Annotated in this window: 17 protein-coding genes; 5 read left to right on the top strand and 12 right to left on the bottom strand. The window is 42.0% G+C overall.

The window, feature by feature from the left end; translation table 11 throughout:
- Window positions 1–186: 186 nt before the first annotated feature.
- The 3 genes from R9C00_13715 to R9C00_13705 all read right to left on the bottom strand — a co-directional run bounded on the left by R9C00_13715 (window position 187) and on the right by R9C00_13705 (window position 2707).
- On the bottom strand, window positions 187–1518 hold the full coding sequence (locus R9C00_13715; GenBank protein WPO38512.1) for an ABC transporter permease: 1332 nt from the start codon (window positions 1516–1518) through the stop codon (window positions 187–189).
- A gap of 7 nt (window positions 1519–1525) precedes the next feature.
- Window positions 1526–2182: an ATP-binding cassette domain-containing protein gene (locus R9C00_13710; GenBank protein WPO38511.1), complete on the bottom strand. Its 657-nt coding sequence runs from the start codon at window positions 2180–2182 to the stop codon at window positions 1526–1528.
- Window positions 2183–2254: 72 nt separating this feature from the next.
- Window positions 2255–2707 (bottom strand): hypothetical protein, encoded by a 453-nt coding sequence (locus tag R9C00_13705; GenBank protein WPO38510.1) that lies wholly within the window; start codon window positions 2705–2707, stop codon window positions 2255–2257.
- Window positions 2708–3014: 307 nt separating this feature from the next.
- Here R9C00_13705 and R9C00_13700 point away from each other — a divergent pair, with 307 nt between their 5' ends.
- Window positions 3015–5228 (top strand): S46 family peptidase, encoded by a 2214-nt coding sequence (locus R9C00_13700; protein WPO38509.1) that lies wholly within the window; start codon window positions 3015–3017, stop codon window positions 5226–5228.
- Between the two features lie 59 nt (window positions 5229–5287).
- Here R9C00_13700 and R9C00_13695 read toward each other — a convergent pair whose 3' ends face one another.
- Window positions 5288–6244, bottom strand: coding sequence for an L-threonylcarbamoyladenylate synthase (locus tag R9C00_13695; protein WPO38508.1), 957 nt, complete (start codon window positions 6242–6244; stop codon window positions 5288–5290).
- Window positions 6231–9050 (bottom strand): putative LPS assembly protein LptD, encoded by a 2820-nt coding sequence (locus R9C00_13690; protein WPO38507.1) that lies wholly within the window; start codon window positions 9048–9050, stop codon window positions 6231–6233. The genes R9C00_13695 and R9C00_13690 overlap by 14 nt, the downstream gene beginning before the upstream one ends.
- Before the next feature lie 150 nt (window positions 9051–9200).
- Here R9C00_13690 and R9C00_13685 point away from each other — a divergent pair, with 150 nt between their 5' ends.
- Window positions 9201–9977 (top strand): N-acetylmuramoyl-L-alanine amidase, encoded by a 777-nt coding sequence (locus R9C00_13685; protein WPO38506.1) that lies wholly within the window; start codon window positions 9201–9203, stop codon window positions 9975–9977.
- Window positions 9978–10082: 105 nt separating this feature from the next.
- Window positions 10083–11012 carry an MlaD family protein gene (locus tag R9C00_13680; protein ID WPO38505.1) on the top strand — a complete coding sequence of 310 codons (930 nt, stop codon included), beginning with the start codon at window positions 10083–10085 and terminating at the stop codon, window positions 11010–11012.
- Window positions 11013–11034: 22 nt separating this feature from the next.
- Here the strand turns inward: R9C00_13680 and R9C00_13675 are convergent, their stop codons facing one another.
- The 6 genes from R9C00_13675 to R9C00_13650 form a co-directional block, all read right to left on the bottom strand.
- Entirely contained in the window at window positions 11035–11523 is a 489-nt protein-coding gene (locus R9C00_13675; GenBank protein ID WPO38504.1) for a hypothetical protein, read from the bottom strand.
- Between the two features lie 179 nt (window positions 11524–11702).
- Window positions 11703–12944 (bottom strand): DUF1015 family protein, encoded by a 1242-nt coding sequence (locus R9C00_13670; protein ID WPO38503.1) that lies wholly within the window; start codon window positions 12942–12944, stop codon window positions 11703–11705.
- 119 nt (window positions 12945–13063) lie between these two features.
- Window positions 13064–14239: a phosphoglycerate dehydrogenase gene (locus tag R9C00_13665; protein WPO38502.1), complete on the bottom strand. Its 1176-nt coding sequence runs from the start codon at window positions 14237–14239 to the stop codon at window positions 13064–13066.
- Between the two features lie 136 nt (window positions 14240–14375).
- Window positions 14376–15458, bottom strand: coding sequence for a 3-phosphoserine/phosphohydroxythreonine transaminase (gene serC / locus R9C00_13660; GenBank protein ID WPO38501.1), 1083 nt, complete (start codon window positions 15456–15458; stop codon window positions 14376–14378).
- 233 nt (window positions 15459–15691) lie between these two features.
- Window positions 15692–18379 (bottom strand): DUF2339 domain-containing protein, encoded by a 2688-nt coding sequence (locus tag R9C00_13655; protein ID WPO38500.1) that lies wholly within the window; start codon window positions 18377–18379, stop codon window positions 15692–15694.
- Between the two features lie 135 nt (window positions 18380–18514).
- A complete protein-coding gene (locus tag R9C00_13650; protein ID WPO38499.1) occupies window positions 18515–19051 on the bottom strand; it encodes a hypothetical protein in 537 nt (178 codons plus the stop codon).
- 47 nt (window positions 19052–19098) lie between these two features.
- On the opposite strand from R9C00_13650, the gene R9C00_13645 reads away from it, so the two are divergent.
- Together R9C00_13645 and R9C00_13640 are read left to right on the top strand one after the other, a co-directional pair.
- On the top strand, window positions 19099–21144 hold the full coding sequence (locus R9C00_13645) for a hypothetical protein (GenBank protein WPO38498.1): 2046 nt from the start codon (window positions 19099–19101) through the stop codon (window positions 21142–21144).
- Window positions 21145–21147: 3 nt separating this feature from the next.
- Window positions 21148–21552, top strand: a complete 405-nt coding sequence (locus R9C00_13640) for a hypothetical protein (GenBank protein WPO38497.1) — start codon at window positions 21148–21150, stop codon at window positions 21550–21552.
- Window positions 21553–21863: 311 nt separating this feature from the next.
- Here R9C00_13640 and R9C00_13635 read toward each other — a convergent pair whose 3' ends face one another.
- Window positions 21864–22190 (bottom strand): iron-sulfur cluster assembly accessory protein, encoded by a 327-nt coding sequence (locus R9C00_13635; protein ID WPO38496.1) that lies wholly within the window; start codon window positions 22188–22190, stop codon window positions 21864–21866.
- Window positions 22191–22363 lie beyond the last annotated feature (173 nt).

The raw sequence follows: 22363 nt of genomic DNA, 5'->3' as shown, positions 1-22363 counted from the left end.
AGCTACTATCAGCATAATGATTGCCAAAACTAACATGACTTTATGATCTTTTCTTAAACGACACATACAGCGGACATTTCAGTTTAGATGATAGCTTTTTTAGTTAAAGTAAATCTGAAAAGAAGGAGGCGACTATTTAACTGAAGAGTTCTATCTCGTAAAGTAAATGCATTTTAGGGATAAACGCTATCCCTTTGCCAGAACTTTTGAAATATCTGTTTTATATGCCTGAATAGCTGGTATTAACGCTGTTACCAGACCGATTGTTATTGCGGCTGCAATCACCATTATTTCTTCTGGAATAAAAACGAATCCGGTTAATCCAATTTTACCCGTTTCCTCAACAGTTTGCGCTATGGTTTCAATTACCCCGTGAGCTAAGAACAAGCCAAACAACACGCTCAGTGAGGTGAGCATAGTCGCCTCTAGTAATACCATTACTACCAATTTTTCTTTAGAGCAACCTAGTGAGCGCATAATTGCCAAATCGTATTTTCGCTCTTTTAGTGCATTGTACAGAGCTATGAAAATACTCAAAATGGCGATGAATACAATGATATAAGCAAAGCCTTTTATAAGGTCAGTACCTACGCCCAAAATTGAATACAACCGAGCAGTTTCAAATGCTGGAGAAGCAGCTTGCATATTAGTTTGCCCATTTATAAAACGAGGTAGTTGAATAGCCGCTAAAGGGGTTTTGAACTTCAAAAGCATAGAGGTGATTTGCTTGTCTTCTTCCATGGGTACTCCCAATTTCCCAACAGCCTCTGCGTGATGATACTCCTCTTCTCCGTGGTGATGGGCTTCATCTTCTTCATGGTCATGCCCTTTGTGAGATTCCGTTTCATGACCGTGCTCATCGTGTCTCCCCTCTTCATGAACTTCTTCCTCGTGTTCTTCGTGCGTTTCATGGACTCGCCAAACACTTGGAATATCGCAAAGTAATAAATTGTCTATCACCGTATTACTTTGTTTCAAGATGCCTACTACTTTAAAGTTGTCGTCTTCGTGGCTGTGGCTTGTTTGCCCTATGCCGTGTGAACTGTGGAAGGTGTCACCAATTTTTAATCCAAGTTTCTTGGCGACAAAAGCACCCGCAGTAACTTCCAGTTCTTTCTCCCAAAACTTCCCTTCTGCAAGTTCGCATCCATAAATAGCAGGATAGGAGGGAGTTGACCCAACTATTCGGAAGCTTTTGTAGCTATCTCCAAGAGCCAAAGGCACTGCTGATTTGAGCAAAGGATTATTGGCAAGGGTCTCTGCTTCTGCTAATTCGATATTGCCTGTGGGGAAATCAACGTGAAAAATGTTGCATAAAATCAACTGTAGCGGGCTGCCTTTTGCCCCCACTACTAAGTCGATCTTTTTACTGTTACTATCAATCTTTTCTTCAAACTGAACACTCAATATACTCAAGATCACAATGGTGGCCAAGCCAAGGGCAAGGATCAATAAATTGAGAAAGGTATTGAGTGGCTTTGAAAGTAAATAATTCCAGCTGATTTTGATGAGGTTCATGGTGCGTTTATGCTGAATGTGAAAGTAAATCTTCTTTTTTTAGTTCCAATTGGTTGGATATCATGTTTTTGAGGCGGTGATCGTGAGTAGAAATCACTAAAGTAGCCGTATGTTTTTTGGCTTGAGCCAAAAGCAAATTAGCGACCGATTTACAGTTTTCATCGTCGAGGCTGGAGGTTGGTTCATCAGCCAAAATCAATTTGGGCTCGTTGAGCATCGCCCGAGCGATGGATACCCGCTGAGCTTCCCCTTGGCTAAGTGCATAGACCGGGCTGTTCAGCTTGTGTTCAATGCTCAGTTCTTTTAAGTATGATTTTAATGCAGCAAGATCTTGGGGCAAGCCGGCAAAATACTTTGCCATCATCATGTTTTCCTTCACGCTCAGCGAATCGATAAGGTGTGGTTTTTGGAAAATAAGACCAATGTTTTGTCCTCTGAATTTGTCTCTTGTAGCACCTTTCAATTTTCCGATATCCGTCCCAGCTATCAGTATTTCCCCTTCAGTAGGCTTTAAGATTCCTGCCAGCAAGTGAAGAAGTGTTGTTTTCCCAGTGCCTGATTTGCCTATTATTAAGCTTTGTTCTCCTTGCGCGAGTTTCCAGTTGGGAAAACGGAAAATAGTTGATCCGTCATAGCTGGTGCACAAGCTTTTAGTTTCTAGCATAGCTTGGTGTGAAGTGGTTATTGATGAAAATGGTAGTAAAGTATTGACGGGCTGTCTTTATGAAAGACAAAACTATTCTTCTACTTCAAAAGCATTTTTTAGGTTGTAGATCAGCCCTGTTTCTCCGTTGTTCAGTTCCAATACACCTTTAAAGGTTACTGTTTCCAGTTCGTATTTCCGTTGCTCATCAGGGAAAACTGCCATTACGGTTTCTACTCCTCCGCCACCGCAAAAGAAACAGCTAGAGTAGGGAAGGGAAGAAATTATGATAGAGTTGTCTTCGGTCTCCAATGGAATCACATAGCCTTTTATGGTCACCTCTTTTCCATCCAAGTCTTTTACTTCTTTGTTGAATTTAGGAAAGCCGATCTCGGTTTTATACATTTCACTGTACTTGTATTCCCAGTCAATAGAAGTCAATTTTCCCCAAACTTCCCATTGCTTATCGTTTTCTTGTGAAAAAACTGACGACGATAAAAGCAATAAAAGAAGTAATACGGGGAGTTTTCTTGATTTTATTTTCATGTTATAGCTGTGTTTCAAAAACTATCAATGCCGCAATTTACTTTAAAGATTAGAAAGTTGTACTCTCAACAAAATACTATTTGCAACAAAATTGCATAAAGCTGCTATGTTTCCGTACACCCCTCAAAAAAAGCTTGCCATCACACATAATTACCGAAGTGCTAAATTAATTTACTTTAATAAGAAAGATGTAGTAATATTATCCTTTAAAATAGCTGGGACACTACTTTTTAGGCCTTTTAAAACTAAAGTTACAGCTTCCCAACCCAGCTTCAGAATCATTAAATAACCATTAAAACACAGCAAAATGTTCAAAAAATTAATAGTAGTTACACTACTGATAGTGTCAGGACTAGCGAGTAAAGCTACACCGCCAGACGAGGGCATGTGGCTTCCCATGTTTGTGGAAAGGCTCAATTATGCAGATATGAAAAAAATGGGCTTGAAATTGAGCCCCGAGGAAATTTATAGCATCAACAATGCAAGTTTGAAAGATGCGATCGTGATGTTGGGCGGCGGGTTTTGCACTGCCGAAGTGGTTTCTTCCCAAGGACTTCTCCTAACCAATCACCACTGTGCTTATGACCTTATCCAAAACCATAGTACCGTAGAGAAAGATTACCTGAAAAATGGTTTTTGGGCGAAAAGCTTGAAAGAAGAATTGCCAAACGAAGGACTTACAGCTTCTTTTTTGGTAAGGATGGAAGACGTGAGCGGCAAGATTCTCGGCGAATTAAAGCCAGAAATGACCGAGCAAGAAAGGTCTCAGAAAATAGCAGAGATCAGTAAAGGACTCGAAGAAGGCGCTGCTGAAGATGGAAAATATGAGGTTTCGGTGAAACCATTTTTTGATGGAAATGAGTTTTACATGTTCGTGTACCAAACCTACACCGATGTAAGGCTAGTCGGAGCGCCTGCGGAGTCGATTGGCAAGTTTGGTGGCGATACCGACAACTGGATGTGGCCTCGCCATACAGGAGACTTCTCCATGCTCAGGATTTATACAGGAAAAGACGGGAATCCTAAAGAATATGCGGAAGACAACGTTCCACTCAAACCCAAAAAACATTTGCCTGTTTCGCTAGATGGCGTGAAGAAAAATGATTTTACTATGGTGATGGGCTACCCAGGTTCTACCGACCGTTACCTTACTTCTTACGGAGTAAAACTAGCTATTGAACAATCGAACCCTAAGCGAGTGGATATCAGAGGCAAGAAGCTGGAATTGATGAAGCAAGATATGGATTCTGATGAGAAAATCAGGTTGCAATATGCCTCAAAATATGCGAGTGTAAGTAACTATTGGAAGTATTTTATTGGGCAAACCAAGGGTTTGAAAAGGCTAGATATTTACGATAAGAAAAAAGCGCAAGAGGAAGCTTTCCAAAACTGGGTAAATGCAGATGCGGCCAGAAAAGAAAAGTACGGAAAGGCTCTAATTATGTTGGAAGAGGGATATAAGATGCAGGCGAAAACCGAGATGACTTGGAATCACCTTAACGAATCGGTTTTTGGAACGGAAATTCTCCCTATGGCATACGAATATTCTGAACTGGCAGGTGCGCTCCAACAGCCAGATGCAGATAAAGAGGCAGTCGACAAAATGATAGCTGACTTTAGGGAAAGTGCCAAAAAGCATTTTAAAGATTATAATGCTCCCACCGATCAGAAAATTTTAACTGCTTTGCTCGAAATGTACGAGGCAGATGTTCCCGCCGACCAACTTCCCGATGTGTTTGAAGTTATCAAAAATGATTTTGGTGGAGATTATGCAAAATATGCCAACAAGCTTTTTGAGACTTCTATATTTAGTTCAGAAGAAAAACTCAATAAATTTTTGGACGAGCCGAATTTTGAAACCCTTATGGGCGATATGGCCATGGAAGCCACGACTTCTTTCCTCAGAAACTATTTCTCTAAAATAGTCCCTATTAAAAAGGAATCGTCTGCACTGATAGATAAAGGCAATAGGCTATACGTAGCTGGTTTGAGGGAAATGAACCCTGCAAAAAGCTACTATCCAAATGCCAACTCAACGCTGAGGCTTACCTATGGCCAAGTAGGTGATTACTTCCCAGAAGATGCTGCTTTGTACAGCTACTACACCACAGCCGATGGGATTTTACAAAAAGAAGATCCTAATAACCCTGAGTTTGTGGTTGATCCAAAATTGAAAAAGCTGATTGAAGCGAAAGACTTTGGTCGCTATGGATACAATGGAAGGCTGCGAGTTGGCTTCATTACTAACAATGATATTACAGGTGGCAACTCGGGCAGCCCGGTGATAAATGCGAAAGGCGAGCTGATAGGGATAGCATTTGATGGCAACTGGGAAGCGATGAGTGGCGATATTGCTTTCGAAACTGAGCTTCAGCGCTGTATAAATGTGGATATCCGCTATGTGCTTTTTGTGATCGACAAACTCAATGGCGCAAAACATCTAGTAGATGAAATGACGTTGGTTACTTCTAAGCCAAGCAAAGCGAAGGAATTTGAAGAAGTGATGTTGGAGAAATATTAATTTGAGAAAAGAAGAATCAGTTAGCCCAAAGGCAATTTTGTCTTTGGGCTTGGCTTTTTTTATTTCGCCGCGGCTCTTCTCAACCTGTCATTTATGGCTCTTCCCAGACCTTCTTCCGGCACGAGCTCTGCCAAGATGATATCGGGCTGGAGTTGGTCTAGCGTACGGAGGTAGGCAAAAAGGTTTCTCGCAGCTTCGGAAAGGTCTTCTTTTTCAGAAAGTACAAATTGCAATGTACTCGAAATTCCTTTAAAAGTTTTGCTCAAAGATAGGGTGGCGATATTTTTCCCTTTATGTTCTTTTAGTAAGCTCTCTATATCCCCAAGCTCAAAAGGGACTTTTGGCGAATAGTGCTTGTGCAACATCCCAGGGGCATCGGGCCTTGATGATGAATGTTCTCGTATGGCAAGTTTTGCCCCCATTAAGCTTTCTAATTCTTCAATAGCCAAGCCTCCTTTGCGGAGCACGGTTGGTTGTTCGCCAGCAAAAGAAATAATGGTCGATTCCAAACCAACTTTACATTTCCCCCCATCTAAAATATAGGCTGTTTTCTCTCCAAGTTGAGCTTCCACATGCTGAGCTTCCGTAGGACTTATGTACCCAAAAGGGTTCGCACTTGGTGCAGCCAAAGGGAAGTCAAGCTTTGAAAGCAACTCTAGTGTAAGCGGGTGGTTGGGAATGCGTATCGCTACGGTTTCCAGACCGCTCGTGACCAAATCGGGAATGTGCGGTTTGCGAGGAAGTACCATGGTAAGCGGTCCTGGCCAAATGGCATTTGCCAATTTAATCGCCGTTTCTGGTATTTTCCCTAATACAATTTCTTTAACTTTCTCTAAACTGTCTACATGTAAAATGAGCGGGTCGAAAGAAGGGCGGTTTTTAGCTTTGAAAATATTGCTAACTGCTTCTGGGTTTAACGCATTCGCAGCAAGTCCATAGACTGTTTCAGTAGGTATTGCTACTAGTTTCCCATCAATCAAATGCTGTTTTGCAACTTCGACACTAGAGCCTATCATACCAAGAATTCCTTTTGCTGAGTTTCAAGTCTTGCAGTAACGAAGATCTTACACTAATATCTATGTTGTATGACTGGCGAGGACCGAAAGGAATCCAACTAAGGTTCATTTGCCAGCAATGCAAATCTCTCCAAATGTTCAAGCTGGTAAAAGAAAAGTCCTTCAATTCAAAGTCATATCCTGAGCGAATACCCACTTTCCATTTTTCGGTAAGCTTTACTTCACCCATAAAGTTCATTGTCTGGACTACAGAAGCTTCTGCAAAACCTTGTTTTGAATAACCGAGTGTATATTGCACCCTTAACGACCATGGGATATTAAAATCGACATATTTTCCAGGGTTGTCTTCAATGTCTTGGCGTTCAGCTTCCTCCGCCCTGCCACCTTGCCCACGTGGACCACTTCCGCCTTCTCCACCTTTTTTATCATCTTTAGGAGGAGAAAATGATGTTGAAAGGTTTAGACTTGCCCGGTTAAGCGACCCAATTCCTTGCCCAGCATTCCATGCATATTTATTGATTCTTCGTTGTGTGGTTTTGTATTCAATGTCATCGTCAGGATCGCCATCCAATTCTATCTTTTCAAGCTCCCATGCATACGGATCAATTGTGCCGCTGACATTTACACTTACCCCGTCCATGAATGGCACATTTTTAAAAAGGGTAGTACGGGCATTGAACGTAATATTGGAGAGGTTGAAGGAATCTGCAGCAAAATTGTAACTTGTGCTTGCTCCAAAACTTTGAAGCAGGGGTACTTTTATATATTCGTCGGTGGAGTCCTTATTCGAGCGGACCTTAGCCTCCAACTGGTTATTAAGCGATAAGCTGACACTGCTGCTTCTTCCTGCACTAGGTCCTCCATATATACCTCCTAAATACCTTGATACCTGACTAAAATTAGTTCCAGTTGTATCTGTTTGTACATTTTGATAAAACCCAAAACGCGGGTCACCAAAATCTGGGCGATAGTTATAGCTAATAGAAGGTGTGACCATATGCCTGATCCTGTCAACTTTTTGACCTACAGGGTAATAGAAAAAATAGAACCTTGTGCTCATACTAGCACCACCGCTATAATCATAAGCCCTAGCAAAGCCATTAAGGGTGTCTACTTCTACAGCATTTTTAGTATCCGACCACTTGTAATTATAACTTTTCGGAAACCAATATTCATTGAAATTTACGCTCGGGGCAATTTGAAAATATTTCAACAAGGTAAGGTTTGTTGAAATCGGAATTCGATGAATAGCGCCATATTCCGCATCTTGTATATAATCGCCAATATTTGAGAAAAAGTCAGGGATTTCATCGTCTTCATCATCAGTGCTTGTATCAAAAATATCATCATCATCGGATTCTTCGACATATACTGTAAATGGAAAACTTGTCCCGGTTTCATTGTTAGTGATCGTAGCCTTTGTGTCGAATGAATAGGAAAGGTTTAATTGAGCAAGGGGGCTTTTAGATGTAGACCCCTTCTTTTTGAAAGGATAGATCCTTCTCATGGCAAAGTTTGCCTGCGGGTTCATGTTAGTTATCTGAGTGTTTACGTTTTGGTTCACCCTGATATTTGCCCCCATAGAAAAAGGCGTTCCTTCAAACGTTTTTGTATAAGAAACACTGGAGTTAAAAGATGCCGAAATATAGTCTGTGGCATTAAAAGAGTTGTTTCGGTTATAGTTGGTAGAACCTACATTCAAGTTAGCAGAAAATCGGCTCGACCCTTTCGACTGAGGAGAATGCGACCATCTCAGCCAGTAATCGGTAGACTCATCTCTTGAAAGATCATCAGTTTGCCTCACTATTTTGTTGTAGGCAAAATTAAGGTTGCCATTGAAGGAGTATCGTTTTCTGTAGGAAAGGTCAGTTGTCAATCCCCAACCTCCGTAAGAATAAATCTGCCCGAGCAGCTTTAGTCCCATATAATCACCCATAGGCAAGTAAAACCCGCCATCTCTCAAGTAAAACCCTCTGTCAGCAGACTCACCGTATTGTGGAGCAAGGATACCTGCATTTCTTTCTTTGGTAAAGGGGAAAAGCCCAAAGGCAAATCCCAGAGGTGTTGGCACATCGTTCAGCTCGAAGTTGAAAGGTCCTGATATCACATATTTATCTGGAACAATTTTCAACTTTCTTGCCCTAATCCCGAAGTGGGGATGATCCAAGTTACAAGTAGTGTAAATATTTTGTGCAGCATAAAATGCTTCATCAGGACTTTTCTTTACCCTGCCACTTTGAATATATCCATCACCTTGTTGAGTTACGATACTATTGATGACCCCCTTTTGGGTTTCCATATTGTAGGTCATCTTTTCAGCATTGTAGGTTTGGGAACCTTCGCTAAATATAGGCATCCCTACTACTTCACCCGTAGAATCTGGCACGCCTTCAGCTGTTACCAAATTGCTGGCCATGTCATATTCTATGTAAGCAGCCTCTATCGACATTTGCCCATAGGTGACTTTAGCTTCTCCGTATAAAAACACCTTACCGCTGATCACATCATAGTAAATGGAATCTTTTGCAGAATAGTCAATATAAGTTTCAATAGGACCCTCTGTAGTCAAGCTATCTACGTCAACAGAATCGGCAGGAGTATCGACCGTATCGGCTAAGGATGCATATAAAGAATCTATGCCAGGTTGTACAATTTTGGCAGAGTCCAGATTGTTGAACTCTTGTGCATTCGCCTGCGGAAGGGCAAAGCACAAGAGCAAGGCGAGTGTGGTTAGGTTATATGGGATGTTCGTGATTTTCAGTTTACCGTAATTTTCCGTTGTTTTGTAGTAAGTCCGTTGGCTCAAAGCTCAAGTTTTATATAGTAGGTTAAATACTAATCACACTTATTTGGTTCTATAAGCATTAGCTTAGCTCAAAATAAAATTAAGCAAGTTGGTGCTAAGGTCTACTTTTGACAAGCGCAAGAAGCCCGTGAACAAAATTTTTGCAATTTTATGAAAAATATAACAATTATTGCTCTGCTACTCTTAAGCTTTCTGATTATCTCGGCAAATTTTTCCGATCCGCAAGATAGTTCAAAATTTGTATTGGTGCTAGATGCTGGACACGGTGGCTTAGATCCTGGTTGTATTGGGGTATTTAGCAAGGAAAAAGAAGTGGTCTTAGATGTATCACTTAGGTTGAAAAAACTGATTGAGCGAATGCATCCTGATGTAGAAGTAGTTCTTACAAGGGGTACGGATGATTTTATCCCTCTGCACGAAAGGGCAGATATTTCCAATGAAAAAAACGCCGATCTATTTATTTCCATTCATTGCAATGCTTCGGTAAAAAAACACATTAAAGGAAGTGAAACCTATGTGCTGGGAAAAAATGGTGATGAAGAAAACCTATTGGTGGCTATGCGTGAAAACTCAGTGATCTTGAATGAAGAAGGATACCAAGAGAAATACGATGGATTTGATCCTACCTCGCCCATAGGGCAGATTCTATTGTCTAATTACCAACATTCGTTCAAAGAGCAAAGCTTGAAATGCGCAGGTTTGGTAGAAACTATGTTTCAAGATGTGGATAATTGGAAGAGCAGAGGTGTGAAACAGGCTGGCTTTTTGGTATTGGTTCAAACCAATATGCCTTCTATTTTGATAGAGATCGGTTTTTTGAGCAATAAGGAAGAAGAAAAATATTTAAACTCAGAACTTGGAAAAGAACGGGTTGTCACAAACATTTACCGAGCTTTTAGGGATTATAAAGAGAGTGTAGGCAAATAAGCAGGTTGCGCAGAGATGTTCGGTTTCTCTCTTTATAGCTTACAAAAAAATGATACATTTGCCGGGAGTCTTTTCAAGAACCAAAATACATAACACACCATCAACGTGAAAAACTATTCAAAAGAATTTAAAGTAGGGATCATAGCTCTGCTCTCAGGAATGATTTTATACTTTGGAGTGAGATTTCTCAAAGGGATTGATTTGTTCAGTTCTACTAGCACTTACTACGCTGTTTATGATGATATTGGAGGGCTAAAGCTTTCGAACTCAGTAATGCTCAACGGTTTTGCTGTTGGTCGAGTGAGTGAAATTGAATTTGTCCCTAAGCTAGGGAACAAGATGCTGGTGTCCTTAGACATTGAAAATAATATTGAAATAGCACAAGGGTCAATAGTAGCACTCGAAGACGAAGGCTTGTTGGGAGGAAAAATGATTAATTTGAAATTCACTGACAAAAACAGTATCCATGAAGAAGGTGATACGCTGAAGTCGGAAATAGTAGGAGGGATGGTCGCTTCTTTGGAAGAAACTGCTTCGCCCATTATTATGAAGCTGGAAAAGACATTGACTGCAGTAAACTTATTACTCGATTCTTTGAATGGGATGACTGGAGATATGAAAGGAGCTATGTCAAATGTAGAAAGCTTGACTGCTGGGGCTGACAACATCGTGAAAAGAAACTCTCGAGATATAGAGCTTATGCTCGATAGTCTAAAACTGCTTTCTGGAAACTTGGCTACTGCCAGCAGGGGTATGCCTGCAATGATTGATAACTTCAACTCCTTTTCCGACTCTTTAAAACAAATGCCATTGGTTGAGACTGTGGAAGGGGCTCAAGCTACGTTAGCGGCACTCAAAACCACACTCGATGGCATCAACGAAGGTCAGGGGACAATGGGCAAACTCATGAAAGATGAGGCTATGTACAACAACCTCAACACCGCCCTGCTTTCTCTAGATACCCTCCTTACCGATTTCGAGGAACACCCTAAGAGGTATATTCACTTTTCCGTTTTTGGCAAGAAGGATAAGTAGGCATTTCAATATTTGCTGAAGATTATCTATAGGTAAGGTCAAGTATCCTGACACGGCTATTTTTCCTTACCTTAAATTTTTTGTACTTAAATACTTTTATTAATTGGCTAAAGGCGATGAAAGATGCCCCAATAATAAAAGATTCACGCTGATCATATGCTGCATTTGAAACAAGTGGATGAACTGCCGAAGCGAACATGAAGCCACCGCCAATAAAAGCTGTCCCGATAGAGGCATACTGGATACCGGGTCTTTGAAAATAGAAGGTGTCAAAATCATTGAGTGGAAACTCTATTTTAGCTTCGCCTAAGATCAAGGTAGAATCTTTGAGCGAAGATATGAAGTCATGGTATTTTGTCTTGTTGTTAAGTTGCCTAAAGATGATTTCTTCACCTGTCGATATCCTAGTTCTTTTTGTGCCGTATTTGTCCAGTACCAATATCTTTTGGGCAAAAGATGAAGAAATAGTTACGGTAATGAAAAACAAAAAAAGTATGAAAGGTTTTGTCATTGTTGAAAAGTTTAGTGTTAGAGAGGGTTCTAGTTCATAATGTAAAAGTATTGCCATTAGGTTGCCTGCAAATGTATTTCTTTTGAATAAGATTTTTATGATTTGAGGCATTATGAAAAAAGCTTACGTTGATCGTAAGCTTTTTCTTGTTCTATTCATTTTAAAGTAGACTTTCCTATTTAGTCCAAAGCATGAACGACCAATCCGCTCCTAAGCTTAGGCTCAAACCAAGTTGTTTTAGGAGGCATGATAGCACCACTATCGGCTATATTGATCAGTTGCTGCATGGTGACTGGGTAGAGGGCAAAAGCTGCAGCCATTTCCCCACTATCCACTCTTTTTTTCAACTCGTCCAAGCCGCGGATTCCCCCAACAAACTCAATACGTTTATCTGTCCGCAAATCTTTAATGCCTAAGATAGGCTCAAGGATCTGTTTTGACAAAACTGTTACATCCAAAACTCCAATTGGGTCTTTATCATCATACGTTCCTTCTTTAGCTTCCAAGGCATACCATTCACCATCAATGTAAAGGCTGAACATGTGAAGTTTATTTGGCTTGAAGAGCTCGTCAGCTTTGCAAATGATGAAACGTTCATCGAGCTTCTCCAAAAACTGCTTTTTGCTCAATCCATTCAAATCCTTCACCACTCGGTTGTAGTCGATGATTTCCAATTGGTCATCTGGGAAATGTACAGCTAAGAAATAATTGTATTCTTCCTCGCCCGTGTGGTTGAGGTTTGCTTCCCTAAACTCTTTCCCAACCAAAGCAGCAGCTGCGGTTCGGTGATGCCCGTCGGCTACGTATGTCGCAGGAACTTTGGCAAATTCTTCAATGAAGTTGTTCACGGTGAATTCATCGTCCACTTTCCACAACACATGCCTGATTTTGTCTTCTGCAACAAAATCATAAACAGGCTCGGTGGTTTTTACCTCGTCCATCAGCACATCCAAAGGCTTATAGGCTGGGTAGGCAAAGAACACTGGCTCGGCGTTCATTTTTCCCACACGTACATGGTTTTTCCTGTCCTCCTCCTTGTCGGGGCGAGTTAGCTCATGTTTTTTTACAATGTCGTTGAAATAATCGTCGATGCTGGCGCAGGCAACTATTCCCGTTTGGCTTCTGCCATTCATGGTAAGCTCGTAGATATAGATGCTGTCTTTTTCATCTTGGAAAAACACACCATCGTCCACCATTTTCTGGAAGTTGCTTTTCCCCTTCTCATATACTTCGGGGGCATAAGGATTGCTGCCCACGGGGAAATCCATTTCTGGCTTCACCACATGCAAAAAAGACAGTTCTTTGCCTTTAGCCTCTGTTTTAGCCTCTTCGGTGTTCAGCACATCGTAAGGCCTGGATGCAACTTCAGTTACTTTTTCTTTTATAGGGCGTAATCCCTTAAATGCTTTAATTCGTGCCACGTTTTTATTGGTTTTTATGTGGTAAAAAATAGTAAGTAGCTGGGCAAAATTAATTGTGATAAACCTATAAGGCTTCAATATTTTTATCAAATAATCACATGATTACATCATCAGATCATTTACTTTTTAGGAGAAAGGATCCTTGCCATAATCACGCCCTCAATGTTTCTCAGCTTTTCGGCCTGCTCTTCGCATACGGCCGAGTTCACATCAATGATGTTGAAGGCCAGCCCGTCCCTATGCTTATTAATCATATCTTCTATATTAATGTTTTCAGAAGCTAAGACGGAAGATATCTGCCCCACCATGTTCGGTACGTTTTTGTTGGCAATAACTATCCGATAGCCGCCGTTGCGGGGCATTTCGCAATTAGGGAAGTTCACGGAATTTTTGATATTTCCATTTTCCAAATATTCTCGTACTTGGTCCACTGCCATCACCGCACAGTTCGATTCCGATTCGGGTGTAGATGCGCCAAGGTGTGGTAGGCAAATGACTTTTTCATGGACCAAATACTGCTCGTCTGGGAAGTCGGTCACGAATGCCTCCACCTTTCCACTGTCAAGCGCTGCGAGCATATCGGCTTGTTTTTCCAGACCGCCACGAGCGAAGTTCATGATCCGCACACCGTCTTTCATGATGGCAAACTTGCTTTCGTTGATAAATCCTTTGGTAGCATCGAGTAGGGGAACATGCAAGGTGATGTAATCTGCTTTGCTCAGTAAATTATCGAGGCTGATCGCCTTTTTTACATTGCTGGAAAGACTCCAGGCAGTATCAACCGAGATGTACGGGTCGTACCCTATCACTTTCATGCCCAAAGCATCGGCTGCATTAGCAACGAGCATGCCAATAGCGCCCAAGCCGATCACGCCCAAGGTCTTTCCTTGAATTTCCGGTCCTTTAAAGTTGGATTTGTTTTTCTCTACTTGTTTGCCAATTTCCTCTTCGCCGGCTTCTATGCTTTTGCTCCAGTTGATGCCCTGCACTATTTTCCGAGAGGAAAGCAACATGCCCGTAAGTACGAGCTCTTTTACCGCATTGGCATTCGCCCCAGGCGTATTAAATACTACAATTCCCTGATCGGAACATTTATCGAGAGGAATATTGTTCACGCCAGCACCTGCTCGGGCAATGGCTTTCAATGTTGTGGGGAAATTCATTTCGTGAAGTTTAGAGCTTCTTACCAAAATGGCATCGGGGCTTGAAAACTCAGAAGCGATTTCATAATCGTCGTAGGGAAAACGTTTCAGCCCTTCAGAAGATATTTTATCAATAGTTTGGATCTTGAGCATGGGATAAGGAGGTTGGATTAAGATAAAAAATGCCATGAAAAGAACAGGAGATGCACCCGCTTTTTGGCAATTAATAATAAAAAGGACACAACGTGTCCAAAAAATAACCCCAACACAAATGCGCTGGGGTTTAGAATTATGAATTTTTCGTTTCGAACCCTTTCATAAAGTCCACCAGAGCAACGACGCCCTCGGTAGGCATGGAGTTGTAAATGCTTGCCCGCATGCCGCCAACAGTTCTGTGCCCTTTGAGCGTGGTGAGCCCTTTGGCAGTTGCCCCGTCAATGAATGCCTTGTCAAGCTCATCGCTGCCTGTTACAAACGGCACGTTCATGATAGAGCGATCGGAAGGGGTTACGGTAGCCTTAAATAGCTTTGATTCATCTAGGAAATCGTAAAGGATAGCTGCTTTTTCCTTGTTGATTTTTTCCATTGCCGCTACGCCGCCCTTTTCCAACAACCACTCGAACACTAAGCCCGCCATGTAAATACCATAAGTAGGAGGGGTGTTGAACATAGACCCGCCATCCGCATGGGTTTTATAGTTGAGCATGGTTGGCGTGAAATCCAAGGCCGAACCAATCAAGTCCTTACGGACAATAGCAATGCAAAGCCCCGCAGGTCCGATGTTCTTTTGCGCCCCAGCGTAGATCACTCCGAACTTGTTTACATCATACACCTGTGATAAGATGTTAGATGACATATCGGCAACCAAAGGGACATCCCCAACGTCTGGAAGAGAAGGGAATAGCGTTCCATAAATTGTGTTGTTGGTCGTGATATGGACATAATCAGCTTCTGGATCGAACATGTCGGCGCTCAGCTTAGGAATGTACGAGAAATTCTTATCGTCAGACGAAGCAACTACATTGATGTTTCCATAGCGCTTCGCTTCGGCAATTGCCTTCTTCGACCAAGCCCCCGTATTTATAATATCAGCTTTTTTCTTTTCGGAAAACAAGTTGAGAGGAACCATAGCGAACTGCATGGATGCGCCTCCTTGCAGGAACAACACCTCGTAATCGTCGGAGATGTTCATCAACTTTCTCAAGTTGGCTTGAGCGGCACCAATGATCTCCATATAGGCCTTGGAGCGGTGGCTCATTTCCATTACAGACATCCCTGTTCCTTGGTAATCGACCAATTCCTTTTGTGCTTTCTCCAGCACTTCTTGCGGCAGGGCAGCTGGCCCCGCAGAAAAATTGTAAACCCTAGCCATTCTTCCTCTTTCTTTTAAATTAAGGTGATAAAAAAATAGTAAATCCAATAGCTAAGAGTGCCATTGGGAAATTTAGCAAACGAATATGTAGGTAATTCTCCAAACTACCAAGAGCTATGCAAAAAATCAGCATAAACACTAACGTGTTTGCAATATATAGCGTTTTTGCTTGCGGAATTTGTAATGAATTTCCTGTTGGTCGCTTCGTTATATCGGGGAAATAATGGACGATTCTATCTCCACTCATCCTCGTCTTCGTCATCCTCGTATTCCTCATCGTCGGTATAGTCTCCTTCGTACATATCATCAATATCGCGAAGTTTATCGTCGATGTCGTCCTCTTCGTCTTCTTCCAACATGTCGCGCCTTGCTTGGGCATAGCGGATCATTTCGGCAGATTCTTCTTGGGAGTAGACTTTGTCTTTGTCAAATATAAGCTCCCCGCTGTTTATCAGGTTGCGAAGCTTACCATACATCTGAGATACAATCAATAGCAAAATGCCAATGGAAATAGCTGAAATGATTTTCCAGATGGCTTGCATGTACCAAAAGTCGAAAATCAAGAATTTGGCAATGGTGATGGTGAAAAGGACCAAGGAGATAACCCGAAGTTCTTTGAGCTTTTTGGTGATGCCAAAATACATTAAGACCGAAGAAATGACAGACCAGAGAATGGAAAAACCGGTAAGCCTGACCTGAGACAAGAATTCGTCCATCCCGATATCGGTAAAGGCATATCGTATTAAAACTATGGTGTGTTCCAGTTCATAAGTGGAGTGGAAAACGATAACGGCACATAAGAACCACATCACAAAAGCATATTTCCCTGTACGGTACCATTCTTTTCCTGAGGTGATATCACGCATGATTGTGATGACCAGCAAAGCGGAGAGGGCCAAGTTTATATAATGAAAGCCAAAGGACCAAAAGTTCCCATTATTGTTCACAAAAGCATCCCTTAGTTCGAGTGTTCGGTTTTGCCCAAAGAAAATATAGAAAATCACACTAATGACCATCAGTCCGCCAACGCTGACTTTTAGCCGGTCGATTTTATAGTTGTAAATAATGAAGCGGTAGAAGAATAAGTAGCCCATAGAATAAACATCTACCATAAGCATGCGAAGCTCTGGTTGGATTTGGGGCGTGTGCCAAAGTAACTCGAACAGCCCAGTAAGGTAGCCAATGACGGAAAGTGTGACGCTGATGATTTTTATCCAATTGATCACTTCCATGCCCAATACTTCCAGCTCTTCTTCCCCCGAATAGAGCAAGACACTTATGAGCGAAGCGCAAAGTGTAACAAAACTCGCCCACATCCCTTTGTTGATAATGAAGGTTGGCGTGATTTCATAAGTACTCCAGTAAGTTTGCGACCAAGAATAAAGCAAGCTGGCAATGGCGAGCAGCAGGACGACCATTGCGGCATCTCGTACAAATTTTTCTTCTAATTGAATACCCAGCCACGTGAGGAAAATGGCTTGTAATGCCCAAAAAGTGTTGTAAAACTCTGGGTGGTTTATTCCATAAAGCCCCGCTAGGTTGGCCACCAACAAGGAGGAAAGGGCAAGTCTTCTCCAAGCGATCACTTCTAGGGATTCTTTTCGGTACAGCACAAAGGAAAAATATGCCTGAAAAGCTGCTATGCCGGATAAGATATGTGGCATATATTCCCGAATAGCTAAGCGGGGAACAGCGTAGTAAATACTGAAAATAAACATGCCGAACACAAAGGCAAGCATGTAAAAATCAAAGGATTTTACTTCTAGTTTTTTGTGCCTAGAATAAGTAAAAATAGCAGCAAAAAAGAGAAGATAGGAAAGGCTTGAAAATGCCAGCAAGCCTATATATTCCCCGTAGTTGTCAAAAGGGTTGAGCGTGGTCCAAATCACCAAGAAAAGCGAGGTGGAAAGGATGGAAATAGAATTGATAACCTGCCACTTTTTAATGTGGGCAATGATGAGCATTGCTAAGTTAAAAAGGAGTACGTAGCTAAAGAAATATACATAATTCCCCTCACCCGTGCTTACCAAAAAAGGTGTGAGGTATCCGCCCAGAATAGCTAAGATGGAAAGCCGTTTTTCATTGTAGAGCATGGCGAGGAAAATAGCAATTCCCGTGACTATTATCCCGCCAATAAAGCCTTGGGTTTGGGAAAGGATTTCGTGGGTAGAAAAGGAAACCCGTACGGTGTAGTAAAGCGTGATGATTCCCAGCGTAACCAAGGTTGGGGTAAATTTCGATTTGCCGTTTAGCTCATGGTAATGTGCCCATACGCAAAAAGCCGTACCAATGGTGATGCCAACGGCAACCCGTGCGTATTCGTTGATATACCCCATGCTTATGGAGTATTGGTACAAAACTATCACGCCTACCAAAATAATGGCAACGGCTAGCTTGAATACTAGGTTTTCCCCAATGTAGCGCTCAATGTCCCGTTTGTTAAGAGGTATTTCCTCTTGGAGGCCTTTCAGTTGTTTGTTGATCTGCTTGCCCAAGTCGCCAGAGAGCAACCCACTGCTCGTATCCATCTCACCCTTCATTTGGGCAATTTGGGCTTTTACCACCTCATCGTCTTCGTCAAATTCTTTTATATAAACCTTGTTGGTTTCCTTGTTCCAGTTGATGCTCGAAATACTGTTTTTTACGGGAGGGCGGGGTTTGAAAATCTCTTCTACGTTTGGGTAGAAGCGGGTAATTTCCACATCGTCCCAGTCAGTGGTGTTGCTTTGTTTTTTCAGTTCGTCGTAGGAGTCATCGTTCTTGATCTTTTCATAGCCCTCCAGTTCGTTGAAATAGGTAGTTCTATAATGATCAAGATCAGCCCTGAAACGCTTCATTTCCTCTTTTATAGAGGACTTTGGCTTTCCCTCTTCGGGCTGCTGTTCTTCTTCCTTATGTTTGTCTTCTTCCTCCTCTGACATTTAATTATTTGATAAAAGACAAGGCGTGTCTTGTCTCTACATTTTGGTTGCTTACGAGACGTCATAAATGGACGTCTCTACGGGTTCTATTTTTTAATCTCTAACCTAAAATAAAGCATTTTAGGTTAATTCCAATCACATAGCTTGCAACAGTTGCAATGTTTTCCACAACTGGAGCTTTTTGTGTTTGTCTGCCATCAGTTCAGATAGAGGGTGGGCGAACAAGAACTGCGCCCCATCTAGTTTCTGTATCTCGTACCGCTCCACACTTTTTTCGGTGGTAAGCTGCAGTTCCTCTTTCGAAATACCGAAGACCACGGCATGGTCAAACTGGATTTCCTCCCGCAGTGAAGCATAATCAATCGGGCTTTCTTTTAGGTTTACAAGGGAAATATCGTTGATAGAAAGCTCAATGGCGTTGAGGATTTTGATGAGAAAATCGTATTCATTACTTTTGAGAATATCATTGGTTTCGTAGGATACCAAAATGAGGTATTTCCTCTTGTTTTCCCCATAGATTTTCAGCTCCCGCACCATCGGTTCTTCCACCTGCACTTTCTCTGCACTCTTGTCCTCAATCACATAAATCTGCTCATCCATCATAAGCGATAGAAAAGGGTAGTCTTCTTTGTTTTCCATAGTCCAATCCTTGGTCAAATATATAAGAGCCAATATTATGAAATTTTGGGGAGGGAGGGAAATTGTGGTAGCAACAATGCTTGCCAAGTCAAGATAATCCAGTGTCCTACCGTGCCAGACACGGTATCTCCGACCAATCCCTCCCGGAGCTGATCGACTTTGGCTCGGGCAATACGATCCAATACCGCTACGATGCGGCAGGGGTCAAGCTCCAGAAAAAGGTATTTGAAAATGGGGTACCGGTTAAAGTGACCGATTACTTGGGCGGCTTCCACTACGAAGAGGACACCCTGCGCTTTGTGCACACCGCCGAGGGAAGGGCGCTCTGGAAAACGGATACCCAAGACCTTACGCAGGATTTTGTGTACGAATACCACTACAAGGACCATCTGGGCAACTTGAGGATGAGCGTAAGGGAAGGGGACGAAAAGGATGTATTTCTAGCTACCTCCGAGCTGGACATGCAGGACTACGAGGAAGAGCAGCTCGGCTTCGAGAACATCAAGCTCACCCAAAACACGGAAGTGACTGCAAAAAGCGGATCGGTATCTTCCTTGGTAAGGAATGCAGAAGGCTACCAACTGCCAGTAGGCCCGTTCAAGCAGTTTGAGGTGGGTAAAGGTGATGCGATCGATGCCAGTGTGTTTGTAAAGTATTTGTACGATGCCAACCAAGCCAACAACGAGTCCACCCTTCCTATTGGATCAACCATGCAAAACACTTTTGTGCCTGATGGCGGCAGTAGCCCGATAAGCCTTGGCTTTGGGATAAGCTCCTTGGGCAATAAGGAAAATGCGAACGACGAACCTGCGGCATACATCAAAGTGGAGGTCTATAACCAAGACGGCGAGCTGATGGAAGACCAGACCCAGACCCGATGGGTAAGCGGACTTGGTGGAGGCGGTTGGCATGGTCTCAACATATACCCCGAGATAAAAATAGGACAAGACGGCTACGCCAAGGTATATGTGGCCAACGAGAGCAAGACAAAGGTTTGGTTCGACGACTTGCAGATCACGCACAAAAAGGGTATTATAGCACAGGAAAACCACTACTACCCCTTCGGCATGAACATGGCCGGGATAGAGCGGAACGGGATTCCTGAGTTTATGTTTCAATTTAATGGTATGGGTGAAAAAGAAACCGATTTTGGGTTGGCTTGGACTATGACCCCATTTAGACCACTTGATACTCAGCTGGGTAGATTTTGGGGAATAGACCAATTGGCAGATTTAATGCCTTCGATTAACCCTATGGCTTATGCATTCAACAATCCGATCAAGTATAACGATCCTCTAGGCCTGATGGGAACTGACCCTGATCCCGTTCCCGATCCTGAGTGCCCTAAATGTGGGCTTGCCCCACAAAACCTCCCCGAAGTGACTGTCACATCTGGGTATAGTAGGTCTACCATAATGAACAATCCTATTTACAGAAACTTGTACTTTCATCATAAGAGGGGGGATAACAAAAGATTTAATATAATGGGCAACGAAAACAATATGCTGCATTATACCAAGCCGCCAGACTTTTATGCCTCAGATTTTATGAAGGGCATAAAGGCTATAGCTACAAGGGGTAACCAACTAATGTTTGGTACGGTTGGCGCAGCTTATGGAGCTCCGATTTTATTAGAAAGCTTACCTGCGTTAAGTACAGGTCAAATGGCAATTGAAACAGGGACACAGCTAACTGTGAATGGTTTTAATAATGTTTTGGAATATGGTTTTTCATCAACGGCAGTACTAAATACTATTGGTCAGACAGACGTAGCTGATATAATTATTGCAGGTTCAGGGCTAGGAGTAGTAGGAAGTTCTACTTTTGGAGGTGCTATTGACATCCCTCTTAATTTAACCGGAACTCAGATGTTTGGAGTCGACAAATCATTTAGTGAAACGGCGATTGATACTGGATTTGGTATAGTTGGCGGTAAGGCACATAACTTTATAACAGGTAAAGGATTCCAGCTTTATACAGGCTTAGCCAATGGATCAGTAGGAAATGTTGGGTTCAAAGTAAAAGGAATGTCATCCTTATATTCAGACATATGGAAGGGAACTATTGAGCTTTACAATAAAGGAGGGGCAAGTGGACTTAAAAGACAGACGAATAAAAATAAATAAAATATGGATACAAGGAAAATATTCAGAATAATCTTTTTTATCCTCTTTTTTGGAGGCTCCATCTGTTATTGGCTATTTCAAATTTGGGCAGGATCGCTTCCCCAAAAGTATACTATTTCTACTTTTCACATATCATACCCATCCAATGGTGGTCCAAATGCAGATTGGGAAATTATTGTTGACCACAAGAGTTATTTTAATTCAAGTACATTTCCTAAAAATAGGGGACTAAAAGAAGGAAAGAGATATTATGTAAAATTTACAATTGACTATCCCTCTCAAAGTATCATGTTATTTAATAACCCCGTTCCAGAATATGTATCTGATCCACCTCTAGATGGCTGGACATTAAAAGAATTGCAGAAAGTCGATCCACTATTCATTGAAAAAGGTAATCTCTTAAAGTAGTTCCTACCCCACTACTCTTATGGTTTAAACAAGGGAATGCGTATAATTTTTTCATCCTGTCTTGGTTAATGACCGCGAAGATGCGGTGGACGAGCTTTGAGCGGATGGCGTTTATGGCGGACATCTTGTGCTTGCTCTCCGCCCTACGGTTCTTCCATTCCTGAAAAAGCTTGTTCCGCAGGATCATACAAATACCCCTCACTCGGCAGGAGTCTGCGAGATTGAAAGTGGCGCACAAATGGTTAAAACAAAACCCCTCCAGCACAACTGCCAGAGGGGTTCGTTTGATTCTTTTTAAGAAACTTCTTTGCTTAAACCGAAAAGCTCTCGCCACAGCCGCAAGTTCTCGTTGCGTTAGGGTTTACAAACTGGAAGCCTTTTCCGTTCAAGCCATCGCTAAAATCTAGGGAAGTTCCCAAGAGGTAAAGCATACTCTTTTTGTCAACCAGTACTTTTACGCCGTTGTCTTCAAATACTTCATCGCCGTCCTTTATCTCGGCATCAAAATCAAGATCGTACATCAGCCCTGAGCATCCGCCACCTTTCACCGAAACCCTCACGTTGTAGCTGTCTTCCAAGCCTTCTTCTTTCTTTAGCTCCGCTAATTTTACTTTTGCTTTCTCTGTTACCGTAATCATATCTTTTAATTCTTTTTAAGCTTTTTTGAAAAGACCTGTGGGTCACAGGCCTTGGGTTGGTATGTTTGTAATTCAACCTAACTAACCCGATTTCGTACTTTTCTGTTCCCAAACATTTAATTCTGTTGGAAGCAGAAAAAATCTAAGCTGCAAATTTATAAAAAATACCAATG

Source organism: Flammeovirgaceae bacterium SG7u.111 (assembly GCA_034044135.1).
Lineage (GTDB): Bacteria > Bacteroidota > Bacteroidia > Cytophagales > Flammeovirgaceae.
Note: the sequence above shows the minus strand (reverse complement) of the source record. Positions and strands in the feature narration are given on the sequence as shown.

Coding starts and splice junctions, on each gene's coding strand:
- R9C00_13715 (WPO38512.1), bottom strand. CDS start 1,518: ATGAACCTCATCAAAATCAGCTGGAATTATTTACTTTCAAAGCCACTC.
- R9C00_13710 (WPO38511.1), bottom strand. CDS start 2,182: ATGCTAGAAACTAAAAGCTTGTGCACCAGCTATGACGGATCAACTATT.
- R9C00_13705 (WPO38510.1), bottom strand. CDS start 2,707: ATGAAAATAAAATCAAGAAAACTCCCCGTATTACTTCTTTTATTGCTT.
- R9C00_13700 (WPO38509.1), top strand. CDS start 3,015: ATGTTCAAAAAATTAATAGTAGTTACACTACTGATAGTGTCAGGACTA.
- R9C00_13695 (WPO38508.1), bottom strand. CDS start 6,244: ATGATAGGCTCTAGTGTCGAAGTTGCAAAACAGCATTTGATTGATGGG.
- R9C00_13685 (WPO38506.1), top strand. CDS start 9,201: ATGAAAAATATAACAATTATTGCTCTGCTACTCTTAAGCTTTCTGATT.
- R9C00_13675 (WPO38504.1), bottom strand. CDS start 11,523: ATGACAAAACCTTTCATACTTTTTTTGTTTTTCATTACCGTAACTATT.
- R9C00_13665 (WPO38502.1), bottom strand. CDS start 14,239: ATGCTCAAGATCCAAACTATTGATAAAATATCTTCTGAAGGGCTGAAA.
- serC (WPO38501.1), bottom strand. CDS start 15,458: ATGGCTAGGGTTTACAATTTTTCTGCGGGGCCAGCTGCCCTGCCGCAA.
- R9C00_13655 (WPO38500.1), bottom strand. CDS start 18,379: ATGTCAGAGGAGGAAGAAGACAAACATAAGGAAGAAGAACAGCAGCCC.
- R9C00_13640 (WPO38497.1), top strand. CDS start 21,148: ATGGATACAAGGAAAATATTCAGAATAATCTTTTTTATCCTCTTTTTT.
- R9C00_13635 (WPO38496.1), bottom strand. CDS start 22,190: ATGATTACGGTAACAGAGAAAGCAAAAGTAAAATTAGCGGAGCTAAAG.